Below are 24,224 nucleotides of genomic sequence, written 5' to 3' on the forward strand. Positions count from 1 at the left end.
AGAATTAGGATGTAATTTTTTTAGTATTCTTACTCATTACTTTTCAAAAAGGGACAGTCAATGTTTGTATTAATTGGCTACGGCATTGTTATCTTCTCCATTTTCGGCGGCTTTATTATGGCCGGCGGGCACATTGCTGCCCTTTTGCAGCCTATTGAATTGTTGATGATTTTTGGTGGTGCAGCAGGCGCCTTCTTGGTTGGTAATGACGCCAAGACCATTCGCGCAACAATTAAAGTATTGCCTAGCCTTTTACAAGGCTCGCAGTACTCTAAACGGCTGTACATGGATTTACTGGCAATGATGTTTGAGATCCTCACCAAAATCCGTAAAGACGGAATGATGTCGATTGAAAAAGATGTTGAGAATCCTGAGAACAGTGCTGTCTTCGGAAAATATCCCAAGCTATTAAAAGATCACCATCTCATTGATTTCATTTGCGACTATCTCCGCCTCATGCTGTCTGGAAATATGGATGCGTTTCAAATTGAAAATCTCATGGACAACGATATCGAAACACATGATGCCGAATCTCATATTGTTTCCCACGCTATTGCCAAAATGGCTGATGGTATGCCTGCATTCGGAATCGTAGCTGCGGTGATGGGTGTAGTACACACCATGGAATCTGTTGGCTCAGTTCCACCAGCAGCTCTGGGAGCCCTGATTGCTCAAGCCCTTGTTGGCACCTTCCTCGGTATTTTGTTGGGCTATGGCTTTATTGGACCGCTGGCTTCCCTGCTCGAGCAAAAGCATGCTGAATCTAGCAAGATGTTGCAGACCACTAAAGTCATCATGATTGCAAGTCTGAATGGATATGCACCAACTATTGCTGTTGAATTTGGACGTAAAGTTCTGTTCTCTACTGAGCGTCCTGGATTTATTGAACTCGAAGACCACATCAAGGAAGCTAGAACCAAGTAAGTTCCTTAGAACTGCTTGAGATAGATATGGCTGACGATAAACCCCTCATTGTTGTAAAGAGAAGGCGTAAGGCTGCTGGCGGAGCCCACGGAGGTGCCTGGAAAATTGCCTATGCCGACTTTGTAACGGCAATGATGGCTTTCTTTTTATTGTTGTGGCTATTATCTTCAAGCGTCTCTAAAAGAGATTTAGAGGGAATTTCAGGCTACTTCAAAACTCCTATTGAGAAAATTTTTGTTAGCGGTGAAAACAAATCCGGTACCAGTAGCGTGATACCTGGCGGCGGTCAAGACCTCACACGTAGAGAAGGTGAAGTCATGAAAGGCGTGGCTGAATTTCAGGTCAAGCCATCTGATAAATCAAAAGGGCAGCAAAAACTACTAGACGAAGCAGGATTGAACGCTCTCAAAGAAAAGATTGAGAAGGCAATTCAAGAAAAGCCCCAATTAAAAAATTATAAGAATCAGGTTTTGATTGATATCACCGATCAAGGTCTTCGAATTCAAATTGTGGATGATTTAAAAAGACCGATGTTCGCGCTTTCTAGTGCTGAGTTGGAGCCTTTTGCAAAAGCCATCATGCGAGCAGTTGGTTCGTCTTTAAATGGCATTAGCAATAAAGTAAGCCTTTCTGGCCATACAGATGCTATCCCCTTTTCAGATGGGCCCGCCTCCTATAGCAACTGGGAGCTATCAACCGATCGTGCCAATGCATCCCGCAGGGAGCTGATTCAAGGCGGAATGGATGAGGGTAAAGTGCTTGAGGTCGTAGGACTGGGATCAGCAATCCTTTATGACAAAGCTAACCCTATTAACCCGATGAATCGCAGAATTTCTATCATTATTCTGAATAAGAAGACTCAAGACCGTATTGAGAAAAACGCTTCTGTAGTTGCAAACAACTCTGAGGCCACTAAACAGGTCATTCAAGAGTCAGGGGCCAAGCAAACCAAGAAATAGATCTGTTAATTGGCCTTATTTAGGGCTTTGATAGACACCCTCCTGAATTATCTTATCAAAATATCCATATCAGATTGAGATAAGACGACATGTCAAAAATTAAATTAAGCGCAAATACCCCGCAATTCCCAAGCATATTGACGGAGTTTGCAAATTTTTCATGGAATCTCCCCAAGATTAAATTGCCTACCCTGAGCGTCAAAGATAGCTCAACCGCAATTATGGGGATGGTTGTTGCTGGTTATACGGTATTGATGCTGATCGGCGCCTATGGCCTTTATCTCTATCAGAATAACGCGCAATCGCTCTATCAAAATCGTCTGATGATGGTCAAGAATTTGGATGATGCCAAAGAATTAATCCAAAAAACAGATACCCTAATTAAGAGTGCAATTTACGACTCTGGCAAAGGAAAGCCAAAATCAGTAGGGGCTATTGATGGCCTCATTGCTAGCAATGCCTCAAAGTTAAACGAGTTAAAAAATACAAATAGCATCACCTCAAAAGGGGTGCAAGAAAAGGAAGTGTTTGAAGCCTACACTGGCGCCTACTCAGAATGGGTCAGTAACGATCTAAAAGCAATACAGTCAGCAATCATTGCAAACAACCTTGGTCTCGCATCGCAAATCTATACCAACTCTGGGGACATGATCGCTATTCTGGATCAAAATGCTAAAGCCCTCATCAAAATTCAATATGAAGAAAGCAGAAAAGACGCCTCGCAAGGGAAAGGCTACCTGTATTTCTTTATTGTCTTTGGAGCACTCGTTAGCGTTTGCTCATTGTTTGCAATCATCTACCTGCTAAGTAACTCAAAAAGAATCTTAGACTCACACCTTGGTGCCGAGCCAGAAAAATTACTGGAAGCCGCAGGACATGTTGCCAGCGGAGATGTGAACTTTCATGTAAAGACACGCGAAGGTGATCATAGTAGCGTTCTTGCTGCTATAAAAGCAATTCAGGAAGAATTTAGATTATTCCTCCTCGATACTGAAATTCTGAATAAATCCATGTCACAAGGCAAAAATTTAGGCAGAAGAAATGTGGAGCAACACCAAGGTGAATTCCAAATCCTGGCAAAAGAGCTCAATACATCCATTGATTACTCTCTGAGCTACGGTCAAGAGTCCGAGAAAAAATACAAGGAAATAGCGCGCTACTTTAATAGCACAAACGAAGAGATTCAAGAACTCCTCAAAACCATACAGAATAAAAATTTAAGCCAAAGGGTTGCCGTTCAGCCCGGCAGTGAGGGCGATTCTCCAGCAGCTAGCACCATTAACTACATCCTAGATTTGGTTGAAGAGGTGCTCACTAAAGTGAGAACACAAGCAAGTACAGTCGAGGGTACTGGTGAAGAAATGAAAACTCTTCAGGAAAAACTACGCACAGTGTCGGCTGAGCAGAAATCCATTATTGGCGAGTCAAAAAATAGTCTTGATAAAGTCACTGCATTGAACAAGACAAGTGCTAGAAGCCTTAAATCTATCCAAAATCGCGCAATTGAGGCCTCTAAATCTATTCAGGCCATTTGCCAAAAAATGGATGATCTGCATAAAAAACAGCTTGAGACTTCAAAAAAGAGTGGCAAAGAAGTAACCGTAGTATCCCCCATTGAGAATATTAGCTTTACAAGCCTAGACAATGGAAATACTGCAATTATCAAAAATGAAGTCAAAAAGTCTCTCTCGAAAGATGATATTGAGAACATCAATGAAATGACCGGCGGGCTCAGGGAGATTATTGAAACCTTGAATGGCATTGCCAAAGATGGTTCCAAAGTCTTGCTGAACAATGCTGAACAAAATACGAGTTTATCGGCAAGCTACTCAGATTTAGTAAAAATTGACCATGCTATCGAGAAAAGCGATCAATTGATTGTGGTCTCTCCTAATCCTGAAATCCTCAAACTCCATACCTTTGCCTCAGAATTTATATTGAAGTCAGATATCGAAAAACTGGAAAAAGAAAAACGCGAAGCTGAGGCTAAAAACGCTGCTGAGAAGAAAAATCTAGTAGCAAAAGACGACTCAGATTGGGAGCTTTTCTAAACCCCAAAAAGTAGGCTCACTATGATGAATAGTGAGCTATTTTCCCCCCTATTCTGGGGATTCAGACCACATCCGCTGAGGGAAAATAAGCCATTATCCCTATAAATGTGTTGAGGTAGCTGGTGGCGAATGACAGCGATTTAGAAAAGACGGAAACGGCCTCGGGCTCTCGAATACAGAAAGCCTACGAGGATGGCGATGTTCCGCGCTCTAAAGAACTCTCCACTGCAGCTACATTGATCACTGCTGGCGCATGCCTTTGGGGAATGGGTGGCTTTTTAGAGGAGGCCTTAAAAAACCTGATGATCAGCGGTATGAAGTTTGATAGTAAGGTGGCCATGGATCCTGTAAGCGCCTTGAGCAAAATATATGAACAAGTCGGTGATCTGATTGTTGTCTTTATACCGATCTTCGTTTTTATTCTAATGAGCGAAATACTCTCCCCTATTGGTATTGGCGGTTGGAATATGAGTACAAAAATGCTCGCTCCTAACATCACTAAACTTAATCCCATTACCGGATTTGGCAATATCTTCAATAAAAACTCCTGGGTTGAGTTACTGAAATCTATTTGCAAGGTTGGATTAATTGCAATCATCTCTTATTTAGCAATTAGCTACTCCCTGCCAGATTTAATGAAGTTGCCCTTATTGCCAATTGAAACTGGCTTAAGCAATACAGTGAATTTTCTCATTGTTACCTTCTTCCTCATTCTGATTGGCTATCTGATTATTGTTGCAATTGACGTACCCTATCAACTACATCGCTATGCAGAAAAACTCAAAATGAGCGTTCAGGAAGTCCGTGAGGAAATGCGGGATAGCAATGGTAGCCCTGAAATTAAGGCCAAAATTAGACAGCAACAAATTGCGATGTCTAGGCGTAGGATGATGTCGCAGATTCAGAATGCTGATGTAGTGATCACCAACCCAACCCACTATGCAGTGGCGGTGAAATATGACTCTGAAGTAATGGGTGCACCAAGAATATTGGCAAAAGGAAGTGATGCGGTAGCGTTAAGAATTCGAGAAATTGCCCGCGAACATGAAATTTTGATGGTGGAATCCCCAAAACTTGCGCGAGCACTATATGCCCATACTGAGGTTGAGCAAGAAATCCCCGAAGCACTCTACTTAGCTGTAGCAGAAATATTGGCCTACGTATTCCAGGTAAGAAGCTTTAATGGGCGTGACGGCGAATATCCAACTATGCCTCAATCTGTGGAAGTGCCTGATGAGTTAGATCCTCACATCACCGATCCAGAATTAACACTCAATATGAATAGCAGAACGGCACTTTCCTTATGAACTTGAATCAATTACTCAGTAATTTGAAAGAGCTGAACTCCAAAGCGGTAGCTGGTCCAATTTTTATCATCATGATGTTAGGCATGATGGTTCTGCCTCTACCAGCTATCGCACTAGATTTATTGTTTACCTTCAATATTGCACTATCAATATTGGTCATCTTGATTGCTTTACAAACAACCAAGCCCTTGGATTTCTTGGCATTTCCAACTGTTCTACTAGTAACCACCATGCTTCGCCTGTCTCTAAACGTTGCATCAACGCGTTTGGTGCTGACCGAAGGACATACCGGACCAGATGCAGCCGGAAAAGTGATTGAGGCCTTTGGTCACTTCTTGATTGGTGGAAATTATGCCGTTGGTATCGTTGTTTTTATCATCCTCACCATCATCAATTTCACCGTGGTCACCAAAGGAGCGGGACGTATTGCTGAAGTTGGCGCACGATTTACCTTAGATGCAATGCCAGGAAAACAAATGGCTATCGATGCTGATCTCAATTCAGGCCTCATAAGTCAAGAAGATGCGCGCAAGAGACGTGAAGCAATCGCTCAGGAAGCAGAATTTTATGGCGCTATGGATGGCGCAAGTAAATACGTTAGGGGTGATGCGATTGCTGGCATATTGGTCATTATCATCAATATTCTGGGCGGTCTTGTTGTGGGTATGCTCCAACATGACTTACCGTTAGCAACTGCTGCCAAGAATTACACCTTGCTGACCATCGGCGATGGACTAGTAGCGCAAATCCCCTCACTCATCATCTCCGTTGCAGCTGGTATCGTCATCTCACGAGTTGCAAATCATCAAGATCTCGGTACACAGCTTACTAAGCAATTATTTACAAACCCTAAAGTACTGGAGATTACCGGAATCATTATGGCTGGAATGGGCTTAATTCCAGGGATGCCGCACATCGCATTTTTACTGTCTGGAGCTGGTTTATGGGGCATTGCTTATTCACTCAAGAAAACTAGCAAAAAGGTGGAAGAGACCGAAGCTAGACTAAAAGAGGATACCAATAAAGAAAATCTCGAGGCAAGCTGGGGGGATGTGATTCCAGTTGACGCACTTGGACTTGAAGTCGGATTTAGATTGGTGCCATTAGTTGATATGAATCAAGGTGGCGAGCTGATTAAAAGAATTAAGGCTTTAAGAAAGAAATTTGCACAAGAAGTTGGATTTTTAACGCCAGCAGTTCACATTTGTGACAACCTCGAACTCAAGCCATCTGAGTACTTAATCAAACTCAGAGGCGTAGAAATTGCCAGCGGTGAGTCTCACATTGGTCAATATTTAGCCATTAATCCAGGAAACATTACCGCTGAAATTGCTGGAGCAATCTCTACAGATCCAGCCTTTGGTTTGCCAGCAGTATGGATTGAGCATGCTCAAAAAGAAGAAGCGCAAAGCTACGGCTATACGGTAGTAGATCCAAGTACGGTAATTGCAACTCATCTCAACCATATGATTGGACTGCACGCAAGTGAGTTACTTGGGCATATGGAAGTCCAACAGCTAATGTCCTTACTCAGCAAAGATTCTCCAAGATTGGTTGAAGAATTGGTACCAAAACTACTTTCAATCTCTACAGTACAAAAAGTTCTGCAAAACTTACTAAGCGAAGGTGTTGCCATACGCGATATGCAGACCATTATGGAAACTTTGCTTGAGAATTCAAAACAGACGCAGGACGCAGCCGAGTTAACCAGCAAAGTCAGAATTAAATTAGGAAGAGCAATTACACAGCAACTATTCCCTAACACGAATGAACTCAATGTCATCTCTTTGGACAATAATTTAGAGCGAATTCTGATGCAGGCAGTTAATACCCAAACCAATAGCAATTCCATTGAACCAGGCATTGCACAGACATTGGCTAACGAGGCGACTGCCGCGGCCAAAAAACAAGAGCAAATGGGTTTTTCACCAGTCTTACTGGTACCCGCCTCTTTGCGACTGACATTAGCAAAATTTTTAAGACGATTTACACCGAATTTACGGGTTTTATCCCATGAAGAACTACCAGAGTCAAAAGTAGTGAAGGTAAATAATTTAATTGGAGAAATAGCATGAGCTCAAAACGATTTGTAGCAAAAACAGCGCGTGAAGTGATGACACAAGTTCGCAATGAGCTTGGTGCTGATGCGACTATTATTAGCCATAGAGAAATTAATGGTTGGCATGAGATTACGGCGACTCAGGCGCCAAAGTCAGTGCCACAAAATGCTGCCAAAGAATCCCTTGGTAGTGATAAGCAACTGTTGGCTAAAAGAGCCCAAGAAATGTTGGCTCTTTTTAATAGTAAGCAGGATGCCAGAGAGGCCAAGCTAGATTCTGCACAAAAGATACAAGAGCCTGTGGCTAAAAAAGAAGAAGAGCAAAATTCTTTAGAGGCACTACTTTCCGAGGTCCGTGACATGAAAACAAGCCTACAGTCACAACTGAATGATATCTCCTGGGGGGCAACATCTCCCCATAATCAGACCAAGAATATGCTGATTAGCAATTTCATCAACTTGGGCTTCAATCAAGACCTCATTAAACGGGTCATTAAAAAATTACCAATCGATCTCGGCTACGAAGACGCCCTCTTATGGACTAGAGATTTATTAAGTAAGAATATTAAATCGACTGAAGATGAGTCTGAAGTTTTGGAAGGCACGGGAATATATGCACTTCTTGGTCCAACTGGAGTAGGAAAAACAACGACGATTGCTAAGATCGCAGCTCGTTACGCTCTAAAAAACGGCAATTCTAGTGTGGGCCTCATTTCAACAGACACCTATCGTATCGGTGGCAACGAACAACTCCGAATTTATGCCAAGATTATGGGGGTTGACATGATGGTAGCCAAGAATATTGAAGAATTAAATGCTGCCACTAAAAAACTATCCGATAAGAAGCTGATCCTCATTGATATGGCGGGTTTAAGCCATAAAGATACTATGGTTGAGACTCAGTTACAGATGTTAACTGACTCCAAGGTTTCAATTAAAAAAGTCTTATGTTTGAATGCAAACAATACTACCGAAGGATTAAATGCGGTGGCAGTGGCTTATTCTAAAAAGGGTCTTGATGCTTGCATCATTACTAAGGCTGATGAAGCAATGACACTAGGCTCAGCTTTAAATGTCATCATGAAAAATAAACTTAAAGTGCTCTATTTAACCAATGGTCAGAGAGTTCCAGAAGATATTTGCCTATTGAATAAAAACTATGAATTAGAAATGATGTTGCTCACTCAGAATAAGGCTGAGGACTTAGATACAGATACTGGCAATGAATCTACCCTAGAAATACTAAATTCAATTAAAGCTAGTCCCAAGAAAACCAGCAAGAGAGCGGCCCAATTTAATGCATAAAGCAATACATGACCAAGCTTCGGGACTTAGAAACCTGATGTGCTTTGGTCAGCCTATGGATTCCATGACTGCGACTAGTCTAGGAGATTTGCTATCTAAAGTAGATGGTTTAGGAATTACAAGTTTTGCGAAAAAATTAGATATGCTCAAAATCCCTATGGTTTCCCTATTAGATGGGAAGCCACAAAGTGCACCCTTAGAGATCCTCAATGCCAATAAGATTGTGCTGTACATTAACCAAACCTCGGAATCCATTAAGGCCGCTTATGGAATTATCAAGCTATTAAGCAAAAGCCCAGAGGACCGTGAACTTGGTTTTTTGATTAAAGCTAGCGCTGAAAACAAGTCACAGACCATATTTCACAATATAAAAATGGCTGCAAACGCCTTTCATCACATCCACCCTATCTATCTGGGTTGCCTAGCATCTGGCAATACTTATATAAGCGCTCATAATAGCGATATGTAAATTGAGATAAGTCATATGTATAAAGCGGATGGAAAAGTCGACCGGCAGAATAGCTTAGTTACTGAGCATGCTGATATGGTCAAAAAGATGGCCTATCAAATTAAGGCCAAATTACCAGCCAATGTCGAGGTAGATGATCTCATTCAAGCAGGAATGATCGGATTAATTGACGCCGCAAATAAGTTTCAAGATAACCAAGGCGCTCAATTTAAGACCTATGCATCTCAGCGCATCCATGGTGCGATTATGGATGAACTGAGAAGTGCCGATTGGTTGCCTCGCAATATTCGCAAACAAATGCGAGATGTAGAAAAGGCAATTGCATCTTTACAGCAATCGTTGGGCAGAGCGCCAACTGATAGCGAAATTGCCAAGAAATTAAAAATTAATATCGATGAATACTTTCAAATTATTACAGAATGTACTGGGCATCAGCTCATCTACTTTGATGATGTTAATAAATTAGATGATGAAGACCATTTTTTAGATCGCTTTATCAAGAGCAATAATGATGTGGTCAATGGCTTACTCTCGAGAGGCTTCAAAGAAGCGCTTAAAGAAGCGATCGACAACTTACCAGAGCGAGAAAAAATCGTGATGGGTCTTTATTACGAACAAGAGCTCAATCTCAAAGAGATTGGTGCCGTATTAACTATTTCAGAATCTCGTGTATCACAAATGCATAGTATTGCAATCGCAAGAATACGCGCAACATTAAAGGAGCAGTTATGGACCGGGCCAGCATAGGAGGTATCGCGCTTGCCTTATTAGGAATCATCATTGGTCAATCGATCGATGGAGGAAAACTATCATCGCTCTTGCAATTATCTGCATTCATTATTGTTATCTGTGGAACTTTTGGCGCTGTCCTATTACAAAGTACGCTTAAAAACTTCAATGCAGCGTTTCATAAATTGCGTTTTGTATTCTTTGAGCCAATCAATCATCGTCCAGAAATAGCCTCCATTCTTCTGGAATGGAGTCAGATCGCCCGCAAAGAAGGCACCTTACATCTCGAGCCAATCATGGAAGAGACGACTGATCCATTTATCAAAAAGGCTTTGCGTTTAGTTGTCGATGGAGCAACCCCTAATACCATTAGAGAAATTGGCGTAATTGAATTAAATCAATATGAAATGTCAGAACGTAATGCAATCAAGGTTTGGGATTCTGCGGGTGGGTACTCACCTACTATTGGCATTCTGGCCGCTGTTATTGGCCTGATTCATGTAATGGAAAATCTTTCAGACCCATCGCTGATTGGTGGTGGTATTGCTATCGCATTTGTTTCAACTATCTACGGCGTTGGTCTTGCAAACTTAATTTTTATTCCGATTGCCAATAAACTCAAAACCATCCTTCAAGATGAACTGGCAAATTATGAGATGCTGATTGACGGATTAGCTGGCATTGCAAATGGTGACCACACCATTGTGTTAGAAGATAGAGTTTCTAGCTACCTACAATAATCATGTTGCGAAGAAAATTTATCAAAGATGAAGCAATTCATCACGATCGCTGGCTAGTATCTTACGCAGACTTTATAACTCTGCTCTTTGCTTTTTTTGTCGTGATGTACACAAGCTCGACTGTAAATCAAAAAAAGTATGAAGCCTTATCTAGCTCGATATCATCTGCATTTAGCTTAGTACAGATTACGCCCATCAAAAATGTTGAGCAGAACAAGGATAAAAGCCAACAGGATAATCTCGGCTTAAACCAGAAAAAAGACCAAAAATTAGTCTTAATAGATCCGATTGAGATCGCCAAGCTAAAAAGGGATCAATATATTTCGACTAAGGCAAGAATGGACCTTACTCGCAGTGATCTCATTAAGAAATTAAAGCCTCTGATTGATCAAGGAAAAATTAGTGTTGCTCAAGTTTCCCGGGGCATTAGGATTGATATTCAAGATAGCTTTTTATTTGCTCCTGGATCAGCAAAAATCTCTAGCCCATTGGCCGTTAGTACCTTAACTGAAATTACGCCAATCTTGGTCAATAGCAAGCGCCCTATCGATATTGAAGGTCATACAGATAATAGGCCTATCAAGAATAAAGAATATAGCTCCAATTGGGAGCTCTCAGCATTAAGAGCAACTGCAGTACTCAGAATTCTGAATGAAGAGGGTCTTAATGAAGAACATTTAAGTGCCACTGGATTTGCTTCATCCAGACCGATTGATACGAATGAGTCGCCTCAAGGTCGAGCAAAGAATAGACGAGTATCAATCTTTGTAATTCAAGATAACGCATCAACGCAATAATTATTACTACCGCTGTATTATTTGCTTAATTTAGCAATTTGATCAATAACTTTGTATAGCTTTTTCGCATACTGAGGATCAGTTGCATACCCTGAATTCGCTATTGCATTTGCATAGCTAGCGGGGGCATCAAGGTGGCTCATCACACCTTTGAATCTTGGGCTCGAGCTAATCATGCTTGCAAAATCCCTAAATGAGTCAGCGTAAGAGTCATAGGCTCTAAATTTCTCTACTGAAGTTTGCATCACTCCGTTGACATATTCAGTGGTAGTGGCATTGACGACCTTGCCAGTCCAATTTGGACTGGCCTTGATACCAAATAAATTGAAGCTTTGCGTACCATCTGGAGCTTTGATTTCTTTTTTACCCCAACCGGTCTCTAAAGCAGCCTGTCCCAACATATAGTTGGCTGGCAATCCACTGGCTTTGCTTGCCTCTTGGGCATGAGATGCAAATTTATCCATAAATGGTCCAGCAGTATCTTTAAATGACTTAGAAAGTGATGTCACTACCTCTTCCGCAGAGCTGATCAGCTCATTTTTAAAGCGGCTTACTTTATCAAACCAGCTAGACTCAGAACTCACATTCATGGACTTAGCTACAGAGGCAGCATCAATATCACCTGATTTAGCTAAATTACCAATTTTTTGATACGCATTAGCATAACGATTAAATGCATTGCTTCCAGCGATCGATCCAGATGTGATGTCAGCCTCAAACATCGATGTAAATAAGCTATCTGTACCTGCATTGGCTTGATTGATCGAATTGCTTGAGTTGAGAGCACCCAAAATGGCGCTAGGCTTTATTCCAGAATGCGCTTGGCTACCGTCCGCTGGCATAGTTTGTCCAGCAGCTTTAGATAATTGGCGGGTAAGCATATCCGCTAACCCAATACCCTTGCCTGCAGCAATTTTTTGGCTAATTTGCTGATCAAACATCGAGGTATACATTTTACTGGCCTCGTTATCAAACATGCCCTCAGAATGCGTCGCATCTCTCATGCTCTTGAGCATCATTGCAACAAAAACAGCTTCAAATTGCTTTGCGACACCTTTAATGGCTTCGGGAGAATTTTCTTTTGCTGAAAGCTTCAGATTCCCCAATGCTTTGGTATCTAAGGCAAACTGATTACTTACATCAGTTGCTGAGCGTGTATCAATTGGTGATGCCATGGCTACAGATTAGATAATCTCGATTTCAGCATGCAATGAACCTGCCGCTTTGATTGCTTGAATGATAGCAACTAAATCTTGCGGAGTTGCACCAATCGCATTGAGAGCCCTGACAACCTCAGATAAGGAAGCTCCAGTTGCCAACTGGATAACGCTACCAGGCTCCTGATTAAGGCTAACCTGAGATACGGCTGTTTCAACGGTTCTACCACTAGCAAACGCATTGGGTTGGCTGATAACAGGTGTTGTACTAATCACTACTGTCAAATTACCGTGAGCAACAGCACATTCTTCTAGACGCACTGACTGATTAAGAACAATCGAGCCAGTTCTTGCATTCAGAATGACCTTCGCTATACCTTTAGATGTAGTAACGTCAATGTTCTCAAGTTCAGATAAAAATTTAACGCGATCGCCCTGCTCTACTTCAGTAGATTTAATGTTGATCACTCTAGCGTCCATGGCAAGAGCAATATTCTTGCCGAATTTCTTATTAATTGCCATTGCAATAGTATTGGCATTCGAGAAGTCTGAATTCTTCAGCTCTAAATTGACAAAACTGGCCTGAGCAAGCTCATACGGGACCAAGCGTTCAACTGTAGCACCCGCAGAGATTCTTCCGGCATTCAATTGATTGATGGTGGCAGAGCTACCATTTGCAGATGCAGATGCACCGCCAATCACGATATTGCCTTGTGCCATTGCATAAATCTGACCATCAGCACCTTTGAGAGGACTCATTAATAGCGTTCCACCCCTCAAGGTCTTGGCATTACCCATCGCGGAGACAGTCACATCCAAATTTTGGCCAATTTGCGCAAATGGCGGCAGTGTCGTTGTCACAATCACAGCAGCTACGTTTTTCAGCTGAATCTGGGTAAAAGTACCTGGTGGAAGCGTAATCCCCAATGACTGCAACATACTCAAAGTGGTCTGAATAGTAAATGGGGTTTGTGTGGTTTGGTCACCCGTACCATCAAGGCCAACGACCAATCCGTAACCAATTAATTGGTTACCACGCATACCTTGAAGATTGACTAAATCTTTAATTCTTTCAGCTTGCGCAGGTGCAGCAAGCACAAGACAACAAAGCATATACACCGCCGCTAAAGATGCAATAGCTTTAAAAGAAAATGACGGCAATCTAAAGGACTTCAATAGCATGATGATCTTGATTAAAAAGGGAGGATGCTATAAAAGAAGCGAGTAATTGCGCTAGTGATATAAGAAGCATCCATAAAATTATTAGAACGATATTCAAAACGAGCATCAGCAATAGTATTAGATGAAACAGCATTATCCGTAGTGATCATAGCGGGATTTACCACACCGGATAACCTAATGTATTGAGTTCCCTGATTGCCACCCAACTGCTTTTCACCGGCAACCACTAAGAAGCCATTTGGCAAGACTTCAGTAACCGTTACTGAAATAGAGCCAGTAAATACGCTACTTGAAGTACCACTATTATTTAACTCGGCTGAATTAGAGTTACTGATAGCCCAAGTTGGCTGGACATAATCGCCCTCTTTATTCTGCGAAGTTGAATCTGCAGCTCCAGATTTTGAATTTTTATCGTTGAGTGCATTTGTTGTCGAAGTACTATCGGAAATAACGACCGTCAATATATCCCCAACGCGTTTAGCTTTGATACCTTCAAAAATAGGTTTGTAAGACCCTATATTAAAAATTGAGCCCGCAGGAGGTGTGTACCTCACTGGCAGCGTCTTTTGTGGGCCATCATTCTTGGTAATGGTCGTAGGATCTACTGACACGCAGCCAGATAGCAACCCAAGAAGGATTACGAATAGACTTTTATAGACGATCGAATGAAGGGTATTAACTGTATTGTTCATCTTAAATATGTTTGCCATTAGCCCATTTGACCGAGTTTTTGTAACATTTGGTCAGAAGTTGTAATTGCCTTACTATTAATCTCATACGCGCGCTGTGTTTGAATCATGTTCACCATTTCTTCAACCACATTCACGTTTGAAGTTTCCACAAATCCTTGAACAAGCACGCCGGCACCACTCGAGCCTGGCGATAAAGTCGTAGGAGTGCCAGATGCAGCGGTTTCCACATACAAGTTCTCACCCTTAGCTTGGAGACCGGCTGGATTGATAAATGTTGCTAATTGAATAGTTCCAACTTGAGTAACAGCGACGCTGTTAGGCAAAGTGATCGATACCACTCCGTCAGCTGCAACCGTAACGGATTGCGCATTCGTTGGCACGGTAATAGCAGGAGACAGTGGATGGCCGCTAGAGTTGACCACATTTCCATTGTTATTAATCTGGAAACTACCGTCACGGGTATAAGAAATTGATCCATCTGGCATCGAGATCTGGAAAAAACCCGAGCCATTGATTGCCAAATCATTATTATTATTGGTTTGCTGTAAGTTACCCTGAGTAAAAATACGCTCAGTCGCTACAGGCTTAACACCAGTACCCACCTGTAATCCTGTTGGCAATTGAGTTTGCTGGGTAGATTGTGCTCCAGGTTGGCGAATATTTTGATAGAGCAAATCTTCAAAAACTGCACGACTCTTTTTGAATCCGTTTGTGCTAACGTTAGCCAAGTTATTGGATATCACGTCCATTTGAGTCTGCTGTGCTTCCAGACCTGTCTTAGAAATCCATAGTGATCGTAACATTATCTTTCCTTTAGTTTATTCGGTGCAGTCGATTAAGCGAGGCGAAATAGTTGGGCAGCCTGTTGATTATTGTTTTCAGCTTTTTTGGCCAACATCAACTGTGTGTCAAATTGTCTTGCGAGTGAAATCATATTCACCATGGAACTAACAACGCTGACGTTACTATTTTCGAGGGAGCTGCCAACAACTCGAACATTAATATCAGTGGCAGTTGGGGATAAGTCTCGATTGTTAAATAGACCATCCATGCCTCGGACTAAATTAGCCTCGTCTGGGTTTGCTAACTTGAGCTTATCAATTGGAGTAGAGGCGCGGCCAGAGACAGCCTCATCTACGCTAGAAATCGTTCCATCGCTACCAATAGAAACAACCACATTGGGTGGAATCGTAATAGGGCCGCCATCACCCAACACGTTTAAACCGTCTGCAGTTTGCAAAATGCCGTTATCGCTTACTCTAAAAGAACCATTGCGTGTCAGGCCTTCACTACCATCTCTACGCTGAACTGCAAACCAGCCTTTACCTTCAATAGCAACATCGAGAGGTCGGCCTGTTTGCTGAATAGATCCCGGCGTAAAGTCAGTACCGGTAGTTGCGCTAGCAACAAATGCACGAGTGTCAGCCCCTGGCCCGTTTACTGGTACAGAGCGAAATGAGTCTACTTGGGCTTTAAAGCCAAAAGTAGATATATTCGCTAAATTGTGCGAATTAGTGGCCTGCTGATTCATGATCTGCTCGAGGCCACTTGCAACGGTATATATTGCCTTATCCATATTTTTATTAACTATCCTTTATCTAAAAGAATGTTAGCCACCCATCGCTATTAAAGTTTGATAGTTTTGATTCTCAATTTTGATTGTTTGAGCATTGGCTTGGTAGGCTTGTTGTGCAGCCAGTAACTTCACCATATCGCCTGTCTGATCTGTATTGGAAGCCTCTAGAGAAGATCCAGTTAAAGTTCCAACGCCTTCTGAGCCTGCAACACCAATCGTAGGCTCACCAGAAGCGGCCGTCTCATACCAAGAGACATTTCCCTGGGAACGTAAACCATTGTTGTTAGCAAAAGTGGCCAGCGCAAGCTGGGCAATATCAAATGTGCTGCCATCAGTGTATATACCAGTAATAATGCCGTCGCTACCAATACTGAAGTCGGCCAAATAGGCTGTAGTCACACCCTCAACAGTTACCTCCACATCAGGCGGTAAGCCACCAATGGGAGACCATAGGTCAACCAAAATCGTACTATCTTCGTCGCCAGTCCCGGTAGCCACTAACGTACCATCGCCATCAGGCTCGGCAAAAGTGTAGTTTCCTAAGGTTCCCGAGAAGTCTCCGTAATCACTGGTTGTGCCATCGTTAGCATAGTTATAAAAAATATCCGCAAGATCAATGGTAGAAATCTGTGAACCCGAAGTATTGGTGAAAGTTAAGCCGCCTAATGTGACATATCCATCTGCCTGCAATGGATAAAAGGTAATAGTGTCTTCTTCATATACACGGGTTGCAGTATCAGGATTAATGTCATAGGTACTCAAATCAATCTCTGCAGGAGTCCCAGTTGCTGTAACTGTACCGTCTGTTGCAGCGGTATAGCCCATAACATACTGCCCACTACTATTCACTAAAAAGTTTTCGCTATTCTGAAAGAAATGTCCATTACGCGTATATGAAGTCAGCTCCAAAGCATCATCATAGGTAATGAAGAAGCCTGGTCCTGAAATAGCTGCATCCAATGATGAGTTTGTGCTGGTAACCGATCCTTGAGTGAATGATTGTTTAATGTTAGAAATCATTACGCCATCACCAGTCTGGCTCCCTGCTCCTGCATTAGCTGCATTCAGATGGGTTGCTAACACATTACTAAAATCTGTACTAGCCGACTTATAGCCGTACGTAGTTACGTTGGCAATATTCTTACCCAATACACTTAAGTTTTCAGAAGCAGCTTGTAGACCGCTTAATCCTGTTTCAAAAGCCATAACAGACTCCTTAATTAAATTTATTGAATTTGAATAACGCTTGACAATGGTGTAGTAGCACCATTTCCAAGTACCAATTGGGTAGCGCCACTCTTCGAATCATTACCAACCGCATTGACTTTGGCATAAGTCAGGCCAACACCATTCACCGATTTACCGCCAGTATTAGCTGCTACCTGCAAGGTATATGCTCCATCAGGCAATGCTTTACCAGCCTGGTCTTTACCATTCCAAGTCAAAGGAATCACGCCGGCACTTTGTGTACCTAAATTCATACTGTCGACAGTTTGGCCGGCAGAATTTCTGATGGAGACCATCACGCTGCTGGCGGCAGTAGGAAGTTGCACAGCGAATGCTGAGGCACCATTTACTAAATTAAAGGCTTTACCTGGTGCAAGTACGCTCTTGCCAATTAAACTTGAAGCTTGATATGTTTGACCAGATTGCATTGTTTTAGACATTTCTGCCATCGATGTATTTAACTGGTTAATACCATCCACAGTGCTAATTTGCGCTAGCTGACTTGTCATCTGCGAACTATCCATTGGATTGGTTGGATCTTGATATTTAATCTGAGCCACCAACATCGTCATGAATTGATCTTGAATTTTTTTACCACTACTAGCAGCTGCTGCATTTGCAGCAGCACCAATGTTAGTAGGCTGATTGAGGTTTGAGACTGTAGTTGTCATATATTAGGATTCGCTTAGGACTGACCGATTGAAAGAGTTTTTTGTAGCATTGCTTTTGCTGCATTCATTGTTTCAACACTATTTTGGTAAGAGCGTGTTGTAGAAATCATATTGACCATCTCTTGAGTGACATTCACATTTGGCATCGTCACGTAACCCTCTTTATTTGCTAAAGGATTTCCTGGCTGATATGACATGCGCGGTGGAGTTTGATCTTCAATCACTTTATCAACAGCAACACCATGAAAGTTCGATCCATCAATAGATGCAGACTTAAAGCTCACTTGCTTTGCTTTGTATGGCGTTCCATCGGCGCTAGTAATCGTCTCCGCGTTTGCTAAATTACTAGCAACGGTATTCAAACGCTGTGACTGAGCACTGAGTGCAGAGCTGGAGATATTAAAGACGTTAAATAATGACATGATTTATCCTTTGATCACCGTTATGGTTGTAATGCAATGTTCATTTCTTTAAGGCGCGCGTTAATCATCATGACGCTAGCCTCATAACGCAGAGCGTTATTCACAAATGCCGAGCGCTCGACGTCTGCATCAACAGTATTTCCGTCTGCACTATCTTGTACGACAGATCGATAGAGCAAATCACTTGAATCTACTGGTGCTGCACCATCAGCAATGCCCTCACCCTTAAAATGCAAGGGCGAAGTTGTGTTCAACTGTGGGGCACCATTTTTTTTACCTGAAGCCTCAGCACTGCTTTCGAGAGCTTTTTGCATAGCCGACTTAAAGTCGATATCTCGGGCCTTAAAATTAGGCGTATCCACATTGGCGATATTTGCAGCTAGAATCTCTTGACGGTGAGCACGAATTCTCAGAGCTGCTGCATTAAAATCTAATAGTTGGTCTAAACCATTCATCTCTGCTCCTTACCTAGTCTTCACGCATGAAGATCATTTAACAACGACATTGCAACAATGTAGTTCTCTAGCAAGAGATTTGAATGTGGAATAAGAAGCACAATTCCTACCCTAATTCACCTATTGGCCTAAAGCTGTCTTCGTACAATGTCCATCTAGGCTTTTCAGGGCATTAATACCGCAACCACTTAAGGTTTTAGGGGATTGAATATGAAGTCAACATTAGGTAATTTTTCATTTAATCAATATAAGCTATTGATTAATAAGGTTTTTTTATTAGCTAGCTTGATGATTGCCGCTATTGTTGTGGCTCAGCCCTCCTTTGCCCAAAACCAAACTCCGCAGTGGCAAGATACCAAGATTCTTGACCAAAAAGTGATCGCCTTTTTAAAGACCCAAAGCGCTGGATCTCCTGGAAAAGTAGAGATTTCGGCAAATCCAATCGATAAAAACCTCAAATTAAGCTTTTGCCCTTCCCCGCAGGTATTTTTTCCTTCAAATAGCAAGGCTTGGGGCAAAACAACCATTGGAATCCAGTGCGGACAGCCAAATGCCTGGAATATTTATGTCGAGGCAAATGTCAGCATTATTGGTGACTATGTAGTTGCTGCAAACCACCTCACCCAAGGGCAAAGCCTGACTTCAGCAGACCTAATGCTCCAAAAAGGGGATTTAACCACCCTGCCAACGGGCTTTTTCACCGATACATCAGCCGCAGTTGGACGGGTTGCAAGAGTTTCCCTAGCTAGTGGCAGTGTTATTAAGCAAGAAATGCTCAAAATGCCCATTATTGTGGCTCAGGGGCAAAATGTAAGGGTCAATGGAATTGGGAAAGGATTTTCGGTTTCAACCGAGGGTCAAGCCCTTACAAATGCCGTTGAAGGTGAATTAGTGAAGGTTAGAGTGCCTAATGGAACGATTATTTCAGGTACGGCCAAAAATAATGGCCAAATTGAGTTAATTATTCGTTAGAAAGCTAAAGTTTTCCCAGAATTGACCGTAGGAGAGATGGCAAGCACATTTGTATTGCATAAATGGTTGGACTAGAATTAGAGCGAATATTATGAAGATTAACGAACAGATCAATAAGGGCATTAACCATGCGGTTGATAAGCCGGATTCGTCCGTTGAAACTCAGCCTAGCCCTAGCCCAATTCAAAGCACAGTCGTAAAGAATGATGTTACGACTGCAACCATTTCATCCACCCTTCAATCGATTCAGTCACTCGTCTCGAGTGGTCCAGTATTTGATGCTAAAAAAGTTGAAGCGCTTCGTAATGAAATTGAATCCGGTAAATTCGTAGTAGATACCGGCAAGGTTGCAGATAGCTTAATCTCCAACTCAATTAGCGCTCTCACATCTGGTAAAAAGACTTAGTCTTGAATGGTGACTGATGAGTGACGCACTCACTGCACTAGCAGCCCTCTATCAAACACGCGCCAAAGCCGTTGATACGAAAATTGCTTCGATCAACACGCAGATCAGTGATGGTAAAAAAGTATTAAATGCAACGCAGCTGACCGAGGTTGCGAATCTATCCAAAAAGGTAACAAGTTACGCCACTCCAGAGGCCAGCATCAAAAATGCAAAATCTGTAGTGGCTTTGGCTCAAACCGGCCTCACATCTGTAACAGGCTATTTGAAACAGATGATGCAAATGGCCCAAATGGCCAGCGCACCAGGCATCTCTAGCTCTGATTCCATATCTTTTAATAATCGATTCTTGTCGATTTTTAATAAGATTGGTAAAGCAGCTACCGGAGCAAGCTTGAATGGGACTAATTTATTAAGTGGAACTGCCGGGCTCAATGTCAACACTGGACTCACCAAAGATGCTGCATCTAGAATGCATATCAATCCAGTAAATGTTTATGGCATGATGACCGCCGGCGTTCTCACCGGAGTATCTGTTGATACCCCACGAAAAGCAATCCAGGCCTTAACCCAGATTTCAAGTGCATTAACCCAGATAAGAAATGGTGAGCAAGCACTAAAAATTGCAGATGCAAATCTGGATAAAAAAAGTGCCGAAATTAAGACCACGATTGATACCAATATTTCTCAAATCAAAGCGATGGAAAGCGTTGATGTTGCGAAACTTCAGGCACAACTGAAAGATTTATACTTCCAACAAAAAATAAATTACAACATCGTTAGTCAATTAAACGATTCAGCTTCATCTTCTCTATAAATTTCAAAAAACTTCTAAAGTTTTCAGAAGTCCTGCCGTTAATTAAGATATAAATCAAATTACTTCCTCGGAAGTAAAGTTAAGCTAGTTTATCTAGCGCATTGCACTGTTGATGTGGTCTACGTATCGCTCACTGATGCTTTTTTGTAGGTTGGCATTTTTTATGCATTGGGCATAAAGGTGCTGTGGTATGAATTGCGAAAGCAATGCATATGCTTAATCTAAAGGAAAGTATTTTATGAGCTCACCATTTAACATCACTTCATTGACTTCCACACTGACTGGAAGTCTGAATAAAGTAACACGAGAAATCAACTCTGTACAAACTCAATTAGCTACTGGCAAGGGTGAATTAAATCCTGCATATGCTGGTGAAGTTACGCGTCTATCCTCCCAAGTAAATAAATATGATGCAGCTGGTAAAGGGATTGGCCAAGCGCAAAACGTAATTACCGTAGGCCTAACAGGTTTACAAACTGCATCAGACTTAATTCAGGAAATGGAAGCCTTGGCATTGCAGGCTACAAGCGGAACTTTGAGTTCAACTGATTTAACATACTTAAACACGACGTTTAATCAATTGGCAAAACAAATTTCTACCGCAGCAACGAATTCTTCTGTGAATGGTGTAAATTTATTAACGGCAACTGCAGGGTTTAGCGTATTGTGCGGCGTTGATACCACCACCTCATTCTCTGTAGCCGGGATGGACTTAACCAGTATTGCTGCAACTTGTACCGGACTGTCTATCACATCAGCTTCAGTTGCTTCAGCTGCGATTACCAGTCTAACTTCCCAGCTAACATTGATCAGCGCTGGTCAGTCCTCATTGAGCGCCAGCAACGGTGGACTAGCAGCCCAGGCTGTACAGGCACAAAGTCTTTCTGACGGCTTGCAAAATACGATTGACTCGATCAATAATATTGACCCAACAGCCCTTCAAGCAAGATTACAGGCCTTGAATAATCAACAGGCAATTGACTACTACTTGATCACCCAAATGAATCAAGCGGCAGCTGCAATGCTCGCGATATTCAGATAAGTAGCTTGATTTAACGAAAAAGCCAGGTTTAACCTGGCTTTTTTGCTTTTTAGCCCTTAAAAAGGCAAATAAGACTAGAAAAGTCTGTTTAATGTCCTGATTAAATGCCTTATGAAATCAATAATATACGTGTAAGTTTTAATGATTAACGTCCATTATTGTCAACATTACCAAAGGGTAAATTAAACATGACTAAGATTACAGACCTATCAACAACACTTTCACATGGTGTGAAACAAGTTGAAAAAGAAATTAATGAAATCAGCACAGCTCTGGCAACGGGGCGCGCACCACTGAATCCAGGCAACAGTAGCGAGGTTACACGCCTCTCTTCCCAAGTTAATAAATATAAAACAACGGAGCATAGCCTTGGTCAAGTACAGAATGTGATTAACGTTGCGCAAACTGGTTTAGTTTCTGCCGTTGATCTATTGCAGCAGATGGAATCTCTAGCAAACCAAGCAGCTAGTGGAACCCTAAGTGCAACCGATATGGAAGCCATCAACACCACCTTCACGCAGCTCGCTTCGCAAATTGCAAATATTGGCGAAAATGCGGATGTAAATGGTCAAAACTTGCTCAATAACAGTGCAGGCTTCTCTGTAATGTCGGGCATTACCACTAGCAGCTTAATTACGATTGCTGGTTTAGATTTAACGGCGATTGCTGCCACCTGTACTGGTCTTAGTATTACGAGTGTTGAAGGTGCATATACCGCCATTACAACATTAACATCGCAGCTATCATTAATTAGCGCCGGGCAATCTACATTCAGCGCTGCAACTGTTGGTATTAAGGCCTATCAATCAGAGGCAAATGCCCTATCGACAGGTTTGCAAGCAACAATTGATTCAATCTACAACATCGATCCGACAGCCTTGCAATCCAGACTACAGCAGTTAAACAATCAACAATCGATTGACTATTATTTGGTGACCCAAATGAATCAACAAGCGGCTGCTGTATTAACCATCTTTAGATAATTTATCTTCATGAATAAAATTGGATGTAGGATATAGACCTATGCAAGAGAATCCTCTTGCGCCCTAAAAACCTATTACTACTGACATTATGTTTACATCAAATAATCCTCTAAAGACCTACATCGATATTGATAACAATATCACTGGGGCAGATTTTGAGAAAAAATGGTTCGAGTCTGTTATTACCCTACTGAGAAAAATACAAACTGGTGAATTTGATGCAGTGATGACCCATAAAAGGTTACTTGAAATTTCAGAAGGCTTGCAGTGGATCCAAGAAAACTTAAACGAAAAATTAAGCTCACAACATAGGACACTTTTAAAATCGATCTATAGCACTTGCATTCAGATTATGAATGGTGCAATCCAAACTAGAAACACCGAGTACTTAGGCATTGTGATTGCATGTCTTGAGACAGTAGTACAGCCTTACTACAGAAAATCTGATACAGACGATAAATAAATATAAATTGAGTATTTAAATAATGAATATAGCTGCTAGTCCTACTACAAAAGAAATGCTAATTTCTAGAGGACTAGAAAGTTTCATTAGTGGCTCATATTACGAGGCATTAAACAATTTTGAAGAGGTCCTCAGTGATACACCAACTGATTCAGGCGCCCTATATCATATAGCCGGTTGCCAAATTCAATTACATCAGCTTAACTCAGCGCAGGTAACTATAGAAAAGGCGCTCAGTATTGATTCTAAAGATTCTCTTGCCTGGTTTAGGTTAGGCCAAATTCATTACACCTGCAAACAATATGAATTAGCAATAGATTCATTTGGCAAAGCAATTGAGTTAATGCCAGACTTTGCAGATGCGTGGTTCATGGGCGGCCAAGCACTGATAGAGAGTGGCGATATTAATGATGGCATGCTGGCTCTTAAGAGTGCATTAACATTCAATCCAAGCTCAATGGTTTTTAATGAAGTTTTTGGAAGACATTTCATTGAGAATAAAAGACATATTGGTACACTAATTGTATCTGGAAACTTACAGGAAATCCTTACCAACATTCCATTCCTTCTAGAAAACAAAGTCTTTAATTTAAAAATTGTATTGATAACAGATTGCAAAGAAGTTGAGCAGCTATTTAAAGCGATATCGATACCAGTCTATCAAACAATACTTTGTGATGGTAAGTCAGAAATAACAAAAACCCAGAATCACATTAGTAAATCTAGGGAGCATTATCTCTGTCCAAAAAAGTGGCTCTAATTGACATATACCTTACTATAGATCTGAGTTAAATAAACTTAAAAAACTAAAGCATGGTTCCT

General features: G+C 41.7%; 26 protein-coding genes. 17 read left to right on the plus strand and 9 right to left on the minus strand.

Features of this window, described 5'->3' with window-relative positions; translation table 11 throughout:
• The first annotated feature begins 60 nt into the window (after nt 1–60).
• The 10 genes from motA to ICN17_RS09385 all read left to right on the plus strand — a co-directional run bounded on the left by motA (nt 61) and on the right by ICN17_RS09385 (nt 11,340).
• Nucleotides 61–924, plus strand: a complete 864-nt coding sequence (gene motA, locus ICN17_RS09340; RefSeq protein WP_216237248.1) for a flagellar motor stator protein MotA — start codon at nt 61–63, stop codon at nt 922–924.
• A 26-nt stretch (nt 925–950) separates the two neighbouring features.
• A complete protein-coding gene (gene motB / locus ICN17_RS09345) occupies nt 951–1,883 on the plus strand; it encodes a flagellar motor protein MotB (RefSeq protein ID WP_216237250.1) in 933 nt (310 codons plus the stop codon).
• A gap of 89 nt (nt 1,884–1,972) precedes the next feature.
• Nucleotides 1,973–3,934, plus strand: coding sequence for an MCP four helix bundle domain-containing protein (locus ICN17_RS09350; protein WP_216237251.1), 1,962 nt, complete (start codon nt 1,973–1,975; stop codon nt 3,932–3,934).
• A 122-nt stretch (nt 3,935–4,056) separates the two neighbouring features.
• Complete coding sequence (gene flhB / locus ICN17_RS09355) at nt 4,057–5,241, plus strand: flagellar biosynthesis protein FlhB (RefSeq protein ID WP_216237252.1); 1,185 nt, start codon at nt 4,057–4,059, stop codon at nt 5,239–5,241.
• On the plus strand, nt 5,238–7,316 hold the full coding sequence (gene flhA, locus ICN17_RS09360; RefSeq protein WP_216237253.1) for a flagellar biosynthesis protein FlhA: 2,079 nt from the start codon (nt 5,238–5,240) through the stop codon (nt 7,314–7,316). The genes flhB and flhA overlap by 4 nt, the downstream gene beginning before the upstream one ends.
• A complete protein-coding gene (flhF, locus tag ICN17_RS09365; protein ID WP_216237254.1) occupies nt 7,313–8,605 on the plus strand; it encodes a flagellar biosynthesis protein FlhF in 1,293 nt (430 codons plus the stop codon). Before flhA ends, flhF begins: the two co-directional genes overlap by 4 nt.
• Nucleotides 8,598–9,074, plus strand: coding sequence for a hypothetical protein (locus ICN17_RS09370; RefSeq protein ID WP_216237255.1), 477 nt, complete (start codon nt 8,598–8,600; stop codon nt 9,072–9,074). Before flhF ends, ICN17_RS09370 begins: the two co-directional genes overlap by 8 nt.
• A gap of 15 nt (nt 9,075–9,089) precedes the next feature.
• On the plus strand, nt 9,090–9,821 hold the full coding sequence (locus ICN17_RS09375) for an RNA polymerase sigma factor FliA (RefSeq protein ID WP_216237257.1): 732 nt from the start codon (nt 9,090–9,092) through the stop codon (nt 9,819–9,821).
• Nucleotides 9,803–10,543 (plus strand): flagellar motor protein, encoded by a 741-nt coding sequence (locus tag ICN17_RS09380; RefSeq protein WP_216237259.1) that lies wholly within the window; start codon nt 9,803–9,805, stop codon nt 10,541–10,543. The genes ICN17_RS09375 and ICN17_RS09380 overlap by 19 nt, the downstream gene beginning before the upstream one ends.
• 2 nt (nt 10,544–10,545) lie before the next feature.
• Nucleotides 10,546–11,340, plus strand: a complete 795-nt coding sequence (locus ICN17_RS09385; protein ID WP_216237261.1) for a flagellar motor protein MotB — start codon at nt 10,546–10,548, stop codon at nt 11,338–11,340.
• 17 nt (nt 11,341–11,357) lie between these two features.
• Here ICN17_RS09385 and flgJ read toward each other — a convergent pair whose 3' ends face one another.
• The 9 genes from flgJ to flgB are packed head-to-tail and all read right to left on the minus strand — an operon-like array spanning nt 11,358 to nt 18,722.
• Nucleotides 11,358–12,515, minus strand: a complete 1,158-nt coding sequence (flgJ, locus tag ICN17_RS09390) for a flagellar assembly peptidoglycan hydrolase FlgJ (RefSeq protein WP_216237263.1) — start codon at nt 12,513–12,515, stop codon at nt 11,358–11,360.
• 9 nt (nt 12,516–12,524) lie between these two features.
• Complete coding sequence (locus ICN17_RS09395; protein WP_216237265.1) at nt 12,525–13,679, minus strand: flagellar basal body P-ring protein FlgI; 1,155 nt, start codon at nt 13,677–13,679, stop codon at nt 12,525–12,527.
• Nucleotides 13,680–13,690: 11 nt separating this feature from the next.
• Nucleotides 13,691–14,371, minus strand: a complete 681-nt coding sequence (locus ICN17_RS09400) for a flagellar basal body L-ring protein FlgH (protein ID WP_216237267.1) — start codon at nt 14,369–14,371, stop codon at nt 13,691–13,693.
• Nucleotides 14,372–14,388: 17 nt separating this feature from the next.
• The gene (gene flgG / locus ICN17_RS09405) at nt 14,389–15,174 is read right to left on the minus strand and encodes a flagellar basal-body rod protein FlgG (protein ID WP_216198849.1); all 786 of its coding nucleotides are present in this window, start codon (nt 15,172–15,174) and stop codon (nt 14,389–14,391) included.
• 32 nt (nt 15,175–15,206) lie between these two features.
• The gene (flgF, locus tag ICN17_RS09410; protein WP_216237269.1) at nt 15,207–15,947 is read right to left on the minus strand and encodes a flagellar basal-body rod protein FlgF; all 741 of its coding nucleotides are present in this window, start codon (nt 15,945–15,947) and stop codon (nt 15,207–15,209) included.
• Nucleotides 15,948–15,980: 33 nt separating this feature from the next.
• A complete protein-coding gene (locus tag ICN17_RS09415; RefSeq protein WP_216237270.1) occupies nt 15,981–17,153 on the minus strand; it encodes a flagellar hook-basal body complex protein in 1,173 nt (390 codons plus the stop codon).
• A gap of 20 nt (nt 17,154–17,173) precedes the next feature.
• Nucleotides 17,174–17,845 carry a flagellar hook assembly protein FlgD gene (locus tag ICN17_RS09420; RefSeq protein ID WP_216237271.1) on the minus strand — a complete coding sequence of 224 codons (672 nt, stop codon included), beginning with the start codon at nt 17,843–17,845 and terminating at the stop codon, nt 17,174–17,176.
• Between the two features lie 14 nt (nt 17,846–17,859).
• Complete coding sequence (gene flgC / locus ICN17_RS09425; RefSeq protein WP_216237272.1) at nt 17,860–18,267, minus strand: flagellar basal body rod protein FlgC; 408 nt, start codon at nt 18,265–18,267, stop codon at nt 17,860–17,862.
• Nucleotides 18,268–18,287: 20 nt separating this feature from the next.
• A complete protein-coding gene (gene flgB, locus ICN17_RS09430; protein ID WP_216237273.1) occupies nt 18,288–18,722 on the minus strand; it encodes a flagellar basal body rod protein FlgB in 435 nt (144 codons plus the stop codon).
• A 210-nt stretch (nt 18,723–18,932) separates the two neighbouring features.
• Between flgB and flgA the strand changes: the two genes are divergently transcribed.
• The 7 genes from flgA (at nt 18,933) to ICN17_RS09465 (ending at nt 24,162) form a co-directional block, all read left to right on the plus strand.
• Nucleotides 18,933–19,694, plus strand: coding sequence for a flagellar basal body P-ring formation chaperone FlgA (gene flgA / locus ICN17_RS09435; RefSeq protein WP_216237274.1), 762 nt, complete (start codon nt 18,933–18,935; stop codon nt 19,692–19,694).
• A 91-nt stretch (nt 19,695–19,785) separates the two neighbouring features.
• Nucleotides 19,786–20,100: a flagellar biosynthesis anti-sigma factor FlgM gene (flgM, locus tag ICN17_RS09440; RefSeq protein ID WP_216237275.1), complete on the plus strand. Its 315-nt coding sequence runs from the start codon at nt 19,786–19,788 to the stop codon at nt 20,098–20,100.
• Between the two features lie 16 nt (nt 20,101–20,116).
• Nucleotides 20,117–20,914 carry a hypothetical protein gene (locus ICN17_RS09445; protein WP_216237276.1) on the plus strand — a complete coding sequence of 266 codons (798 nt, stop codon included), beginning with the start codon at nt 20,117–20,119 and terminating at the stop codon, nt 20,912–20,914.
• Between the two features lie 238 nt (nt 20,915–21,152).
• Nucleotides 21,153–21,956: a flagellin gene (locus ICN17_RS09450; RefSeq protein WP_216237278.1), complete on the plus strand. Its 804-nt coding sequence runs from the start codon at nt 21,153–21,155 to the stop codon at nt 21,954–21,956.
• Between the two features lie 188 nt (nt 21,957–22,144).
• Nucleotides 22,145–22,939 carry a flagellin gene (locus ICN17_RS09455; protein ID WP_216237280.1) on the plus strand — a complete coding sequence of 265 codons (795 nt, stop codon included), beginning with the start codon at nt 22,145–22,147 and terminating at the stop codon, nt 22,937–22,939.
• Nucleotides 22,940–23,027: 88 nt separating this feature from the next.
• On the plus strand, nt 23,028–23,402 hold the full coding sequence (locus ICN17_RS09460; RefSeq protein ID WP_216237282.1) for a hypothetical protein: 375 nt from the start codon (nt 23,028–23,030) through the stop codon (nt 23,400–23,402).
• Between the two features lie 22 nt (nt 23,403–23,424).
• The gene (locus ICN17_RS09465; RefSeq protein WP_216237283.1) at nt 23,425–24,162 is read left to right on the plus strand and encodes a M48 family metallopeptidase; all 738 of its coding nucleotides are present in this window, start codon (nt 23,425–23,427) and stop codon (nt 24,160–24,162) included.
• Nucleotides 24,163–24,224 lie beyond the last annotated feature (62 nt).

This window comes from Polynucleobacter sp. 73C-SIWE (genome assembly GCF_018882465.1).
Classification (GTDB): domain Bacteria; phylum Pseudomonadota; class Gammaproteobacteria; order Burkholderiales; family Burkholderiaceae; genus Polynucleobacter.

Excerpts from the sequence above, each read along its gene's own strand:
- ICN17_RS09370 (WP_216237255.1), top strand. The coding sequence starts at position 8,598 with ATGCATAAAGCAATACATGACCAAGCTTCGGGACTTAGAAACCTGATG.
- flgG (WP_216198849.1), bottom strand. The coding sequence starts at position 15,174 with ATGTTACGATCACTATGGATTTCTAAGACAGGTCTGGAAGCACAGCAG.
- ICN17_RS09385 (WP_216237261.1), top strand. The coding sequence starts at position 10,546 with ATGTTGCGAAGAAAATTTATCAAAGATGAAGCAATTCATCACGATCGC.
- flgM (WP_216237275.1), top strand. The coding sequence starts at position 19,786 with ATGAAGATTAACGAACAGATCAATAAGGGCATTAACCATGCGGTTGAT.
- flgJ (WP_216237263.1), bottom strand. The coding sequence starts at position 12,515 with ATGGCATCACCAATTGATACACGCTCAGCAACTGATGTAAGTAATCAG.
- ICN17_RS09415 (WP_216237270.1), bottom strand. The coding sequence starts at position 17,153 with ATGGCTTTTGAAACAGGATTAAGCGGTCTACAAGCTGCTTCTGAAAAC.
- ICN17_RS09450 (WP_216237278.1), top strand. The coding sequence starts at position 21,153 with ATGAGCTCACCATTTAACATCACTTCATTGACTTCCACACTGACTGGA.
- ICN17_RS09395 (WP_216237265.1), bottom strand. The coding sequence starts at position 13,679 with ATGCTATTGAAGTCCTTTAGATTGCCGTCATTTTCTTTTAAAGCTATT.
- ICN17_RS09400 (WP_216237267.1), bottom strand. The coding sequence starts at position 14,371 with ATGAACAATACAGTTAATACCCTTCATTCGATCGTCTATAAAAGTCTA.
- ICN17_RS09375 (WP_216237257.1), top strand. The coding sequence starts at position 9,090 with ATGTATAAAGCGGATGGAAAAGTCGACCGGCAGAATAGCTTAGTTACT.
- ICN17_RS09380 (WP_216237259.1), top strand. The coding sequence starts at position 9,803 with ATGGACCGGGCCAGCATAGGAGGTATCGCGCTTGCCTTATTAGGAATC.
- ICN17_RS09445 (WP_216237276.1), top strand. The coding sequence starts at position 20,117 with ATGAGTGACGCACTCACTGCACTAGCAGCCCTCTATCAAACACGCGCC.
- ICN17_RS09350 (WP_216237251.1), top strand. The coding sequence starts at position 1,973 with ATGTCAAAAATTAAATTAAGCGCAAATACCCCGCAATTCCCAAGCATA.
- motB (WP_216237250.1), top strand. The coding sequence starts at position 951 with ATGGCTGACGATAAACCCCTCATTGTTGTAAAGAGAAGGCGTAAGGCT.
- flhA (WP_216237253.1), top strand. The coding sequence starts at position 5,238 with ATGAACTTGAATCAATTACTCAGTAATTTGAAAGAGCTGAACTCCAAA.
- flgA (WP_216237274.1), top strand. The coding sequence starts at position 18,933 with ATGAAGTCAACATTAGGTAATTTTTCATTTAATCAATATAAGCTATTG.
- flgB (WP_216237273.1), bottom strand. The coding sequence starts at position 18,722 with ATGAATGGTTTAGACCAACTATTAGATTTTAATGCAGCAGCTCTGAGA.
- flgF (WP_216237269.1), bottom strand. The coding sequence starts at position 15,947 with ATGGATAAGGCAATATATACCGTTGCAAGTGGCCTCGAGCAGATCATG.
- ICN17_RS09465 (WP_216237283.1), top strand. The coding sequence starts at position 23,425 with ATGAATATAGCTGCTAGTCCTACTACAAAAGAAATGCTAATTTCTAGA.
- ICN17_RS09455 (WP_216237280.1), top strand. The coding sequence starts at position 22,145 with ATGACTAAGATTACAGACCTATCAACAACACTTTCACATGGTGTGAAA.
- flgC (WP_216237272.1), bottom strand. The coding sequence starts at position 18,267 with ATGTCATTATTTAACGTCTTTAATATCTCCAGCTCTGCACTCAGTGCT.
- flhF (WP_216237254.1), top strand. The coding sequence starts at position 7,313 with ATGAGCTCAAAACGATTTGTAGCAAAAACAGCGCGTGAAGTGATGACA.
- ICN17_RS09420 (WP_216237271.1), bottom strand. The coding sequence starts at position 17,845 with ATGACAACTACAGTCTCAAACCTCAATCAGCCTACTAACATTGGTGCT.
- ICN17_RS09460 (WP_216237282.1), top strand. The coding sequence starts at position 23,028 with ATGTTTACATCAAATAATCCTCTAAAGACCTACATCGATATTGATAAC.
- motA (WP_216237248.1), top strand. The coding sequence starts at position 61 with ATGTTTGTATTAATTGGCTACGGCATTGTTATCTTCTCCATTTTCGGC.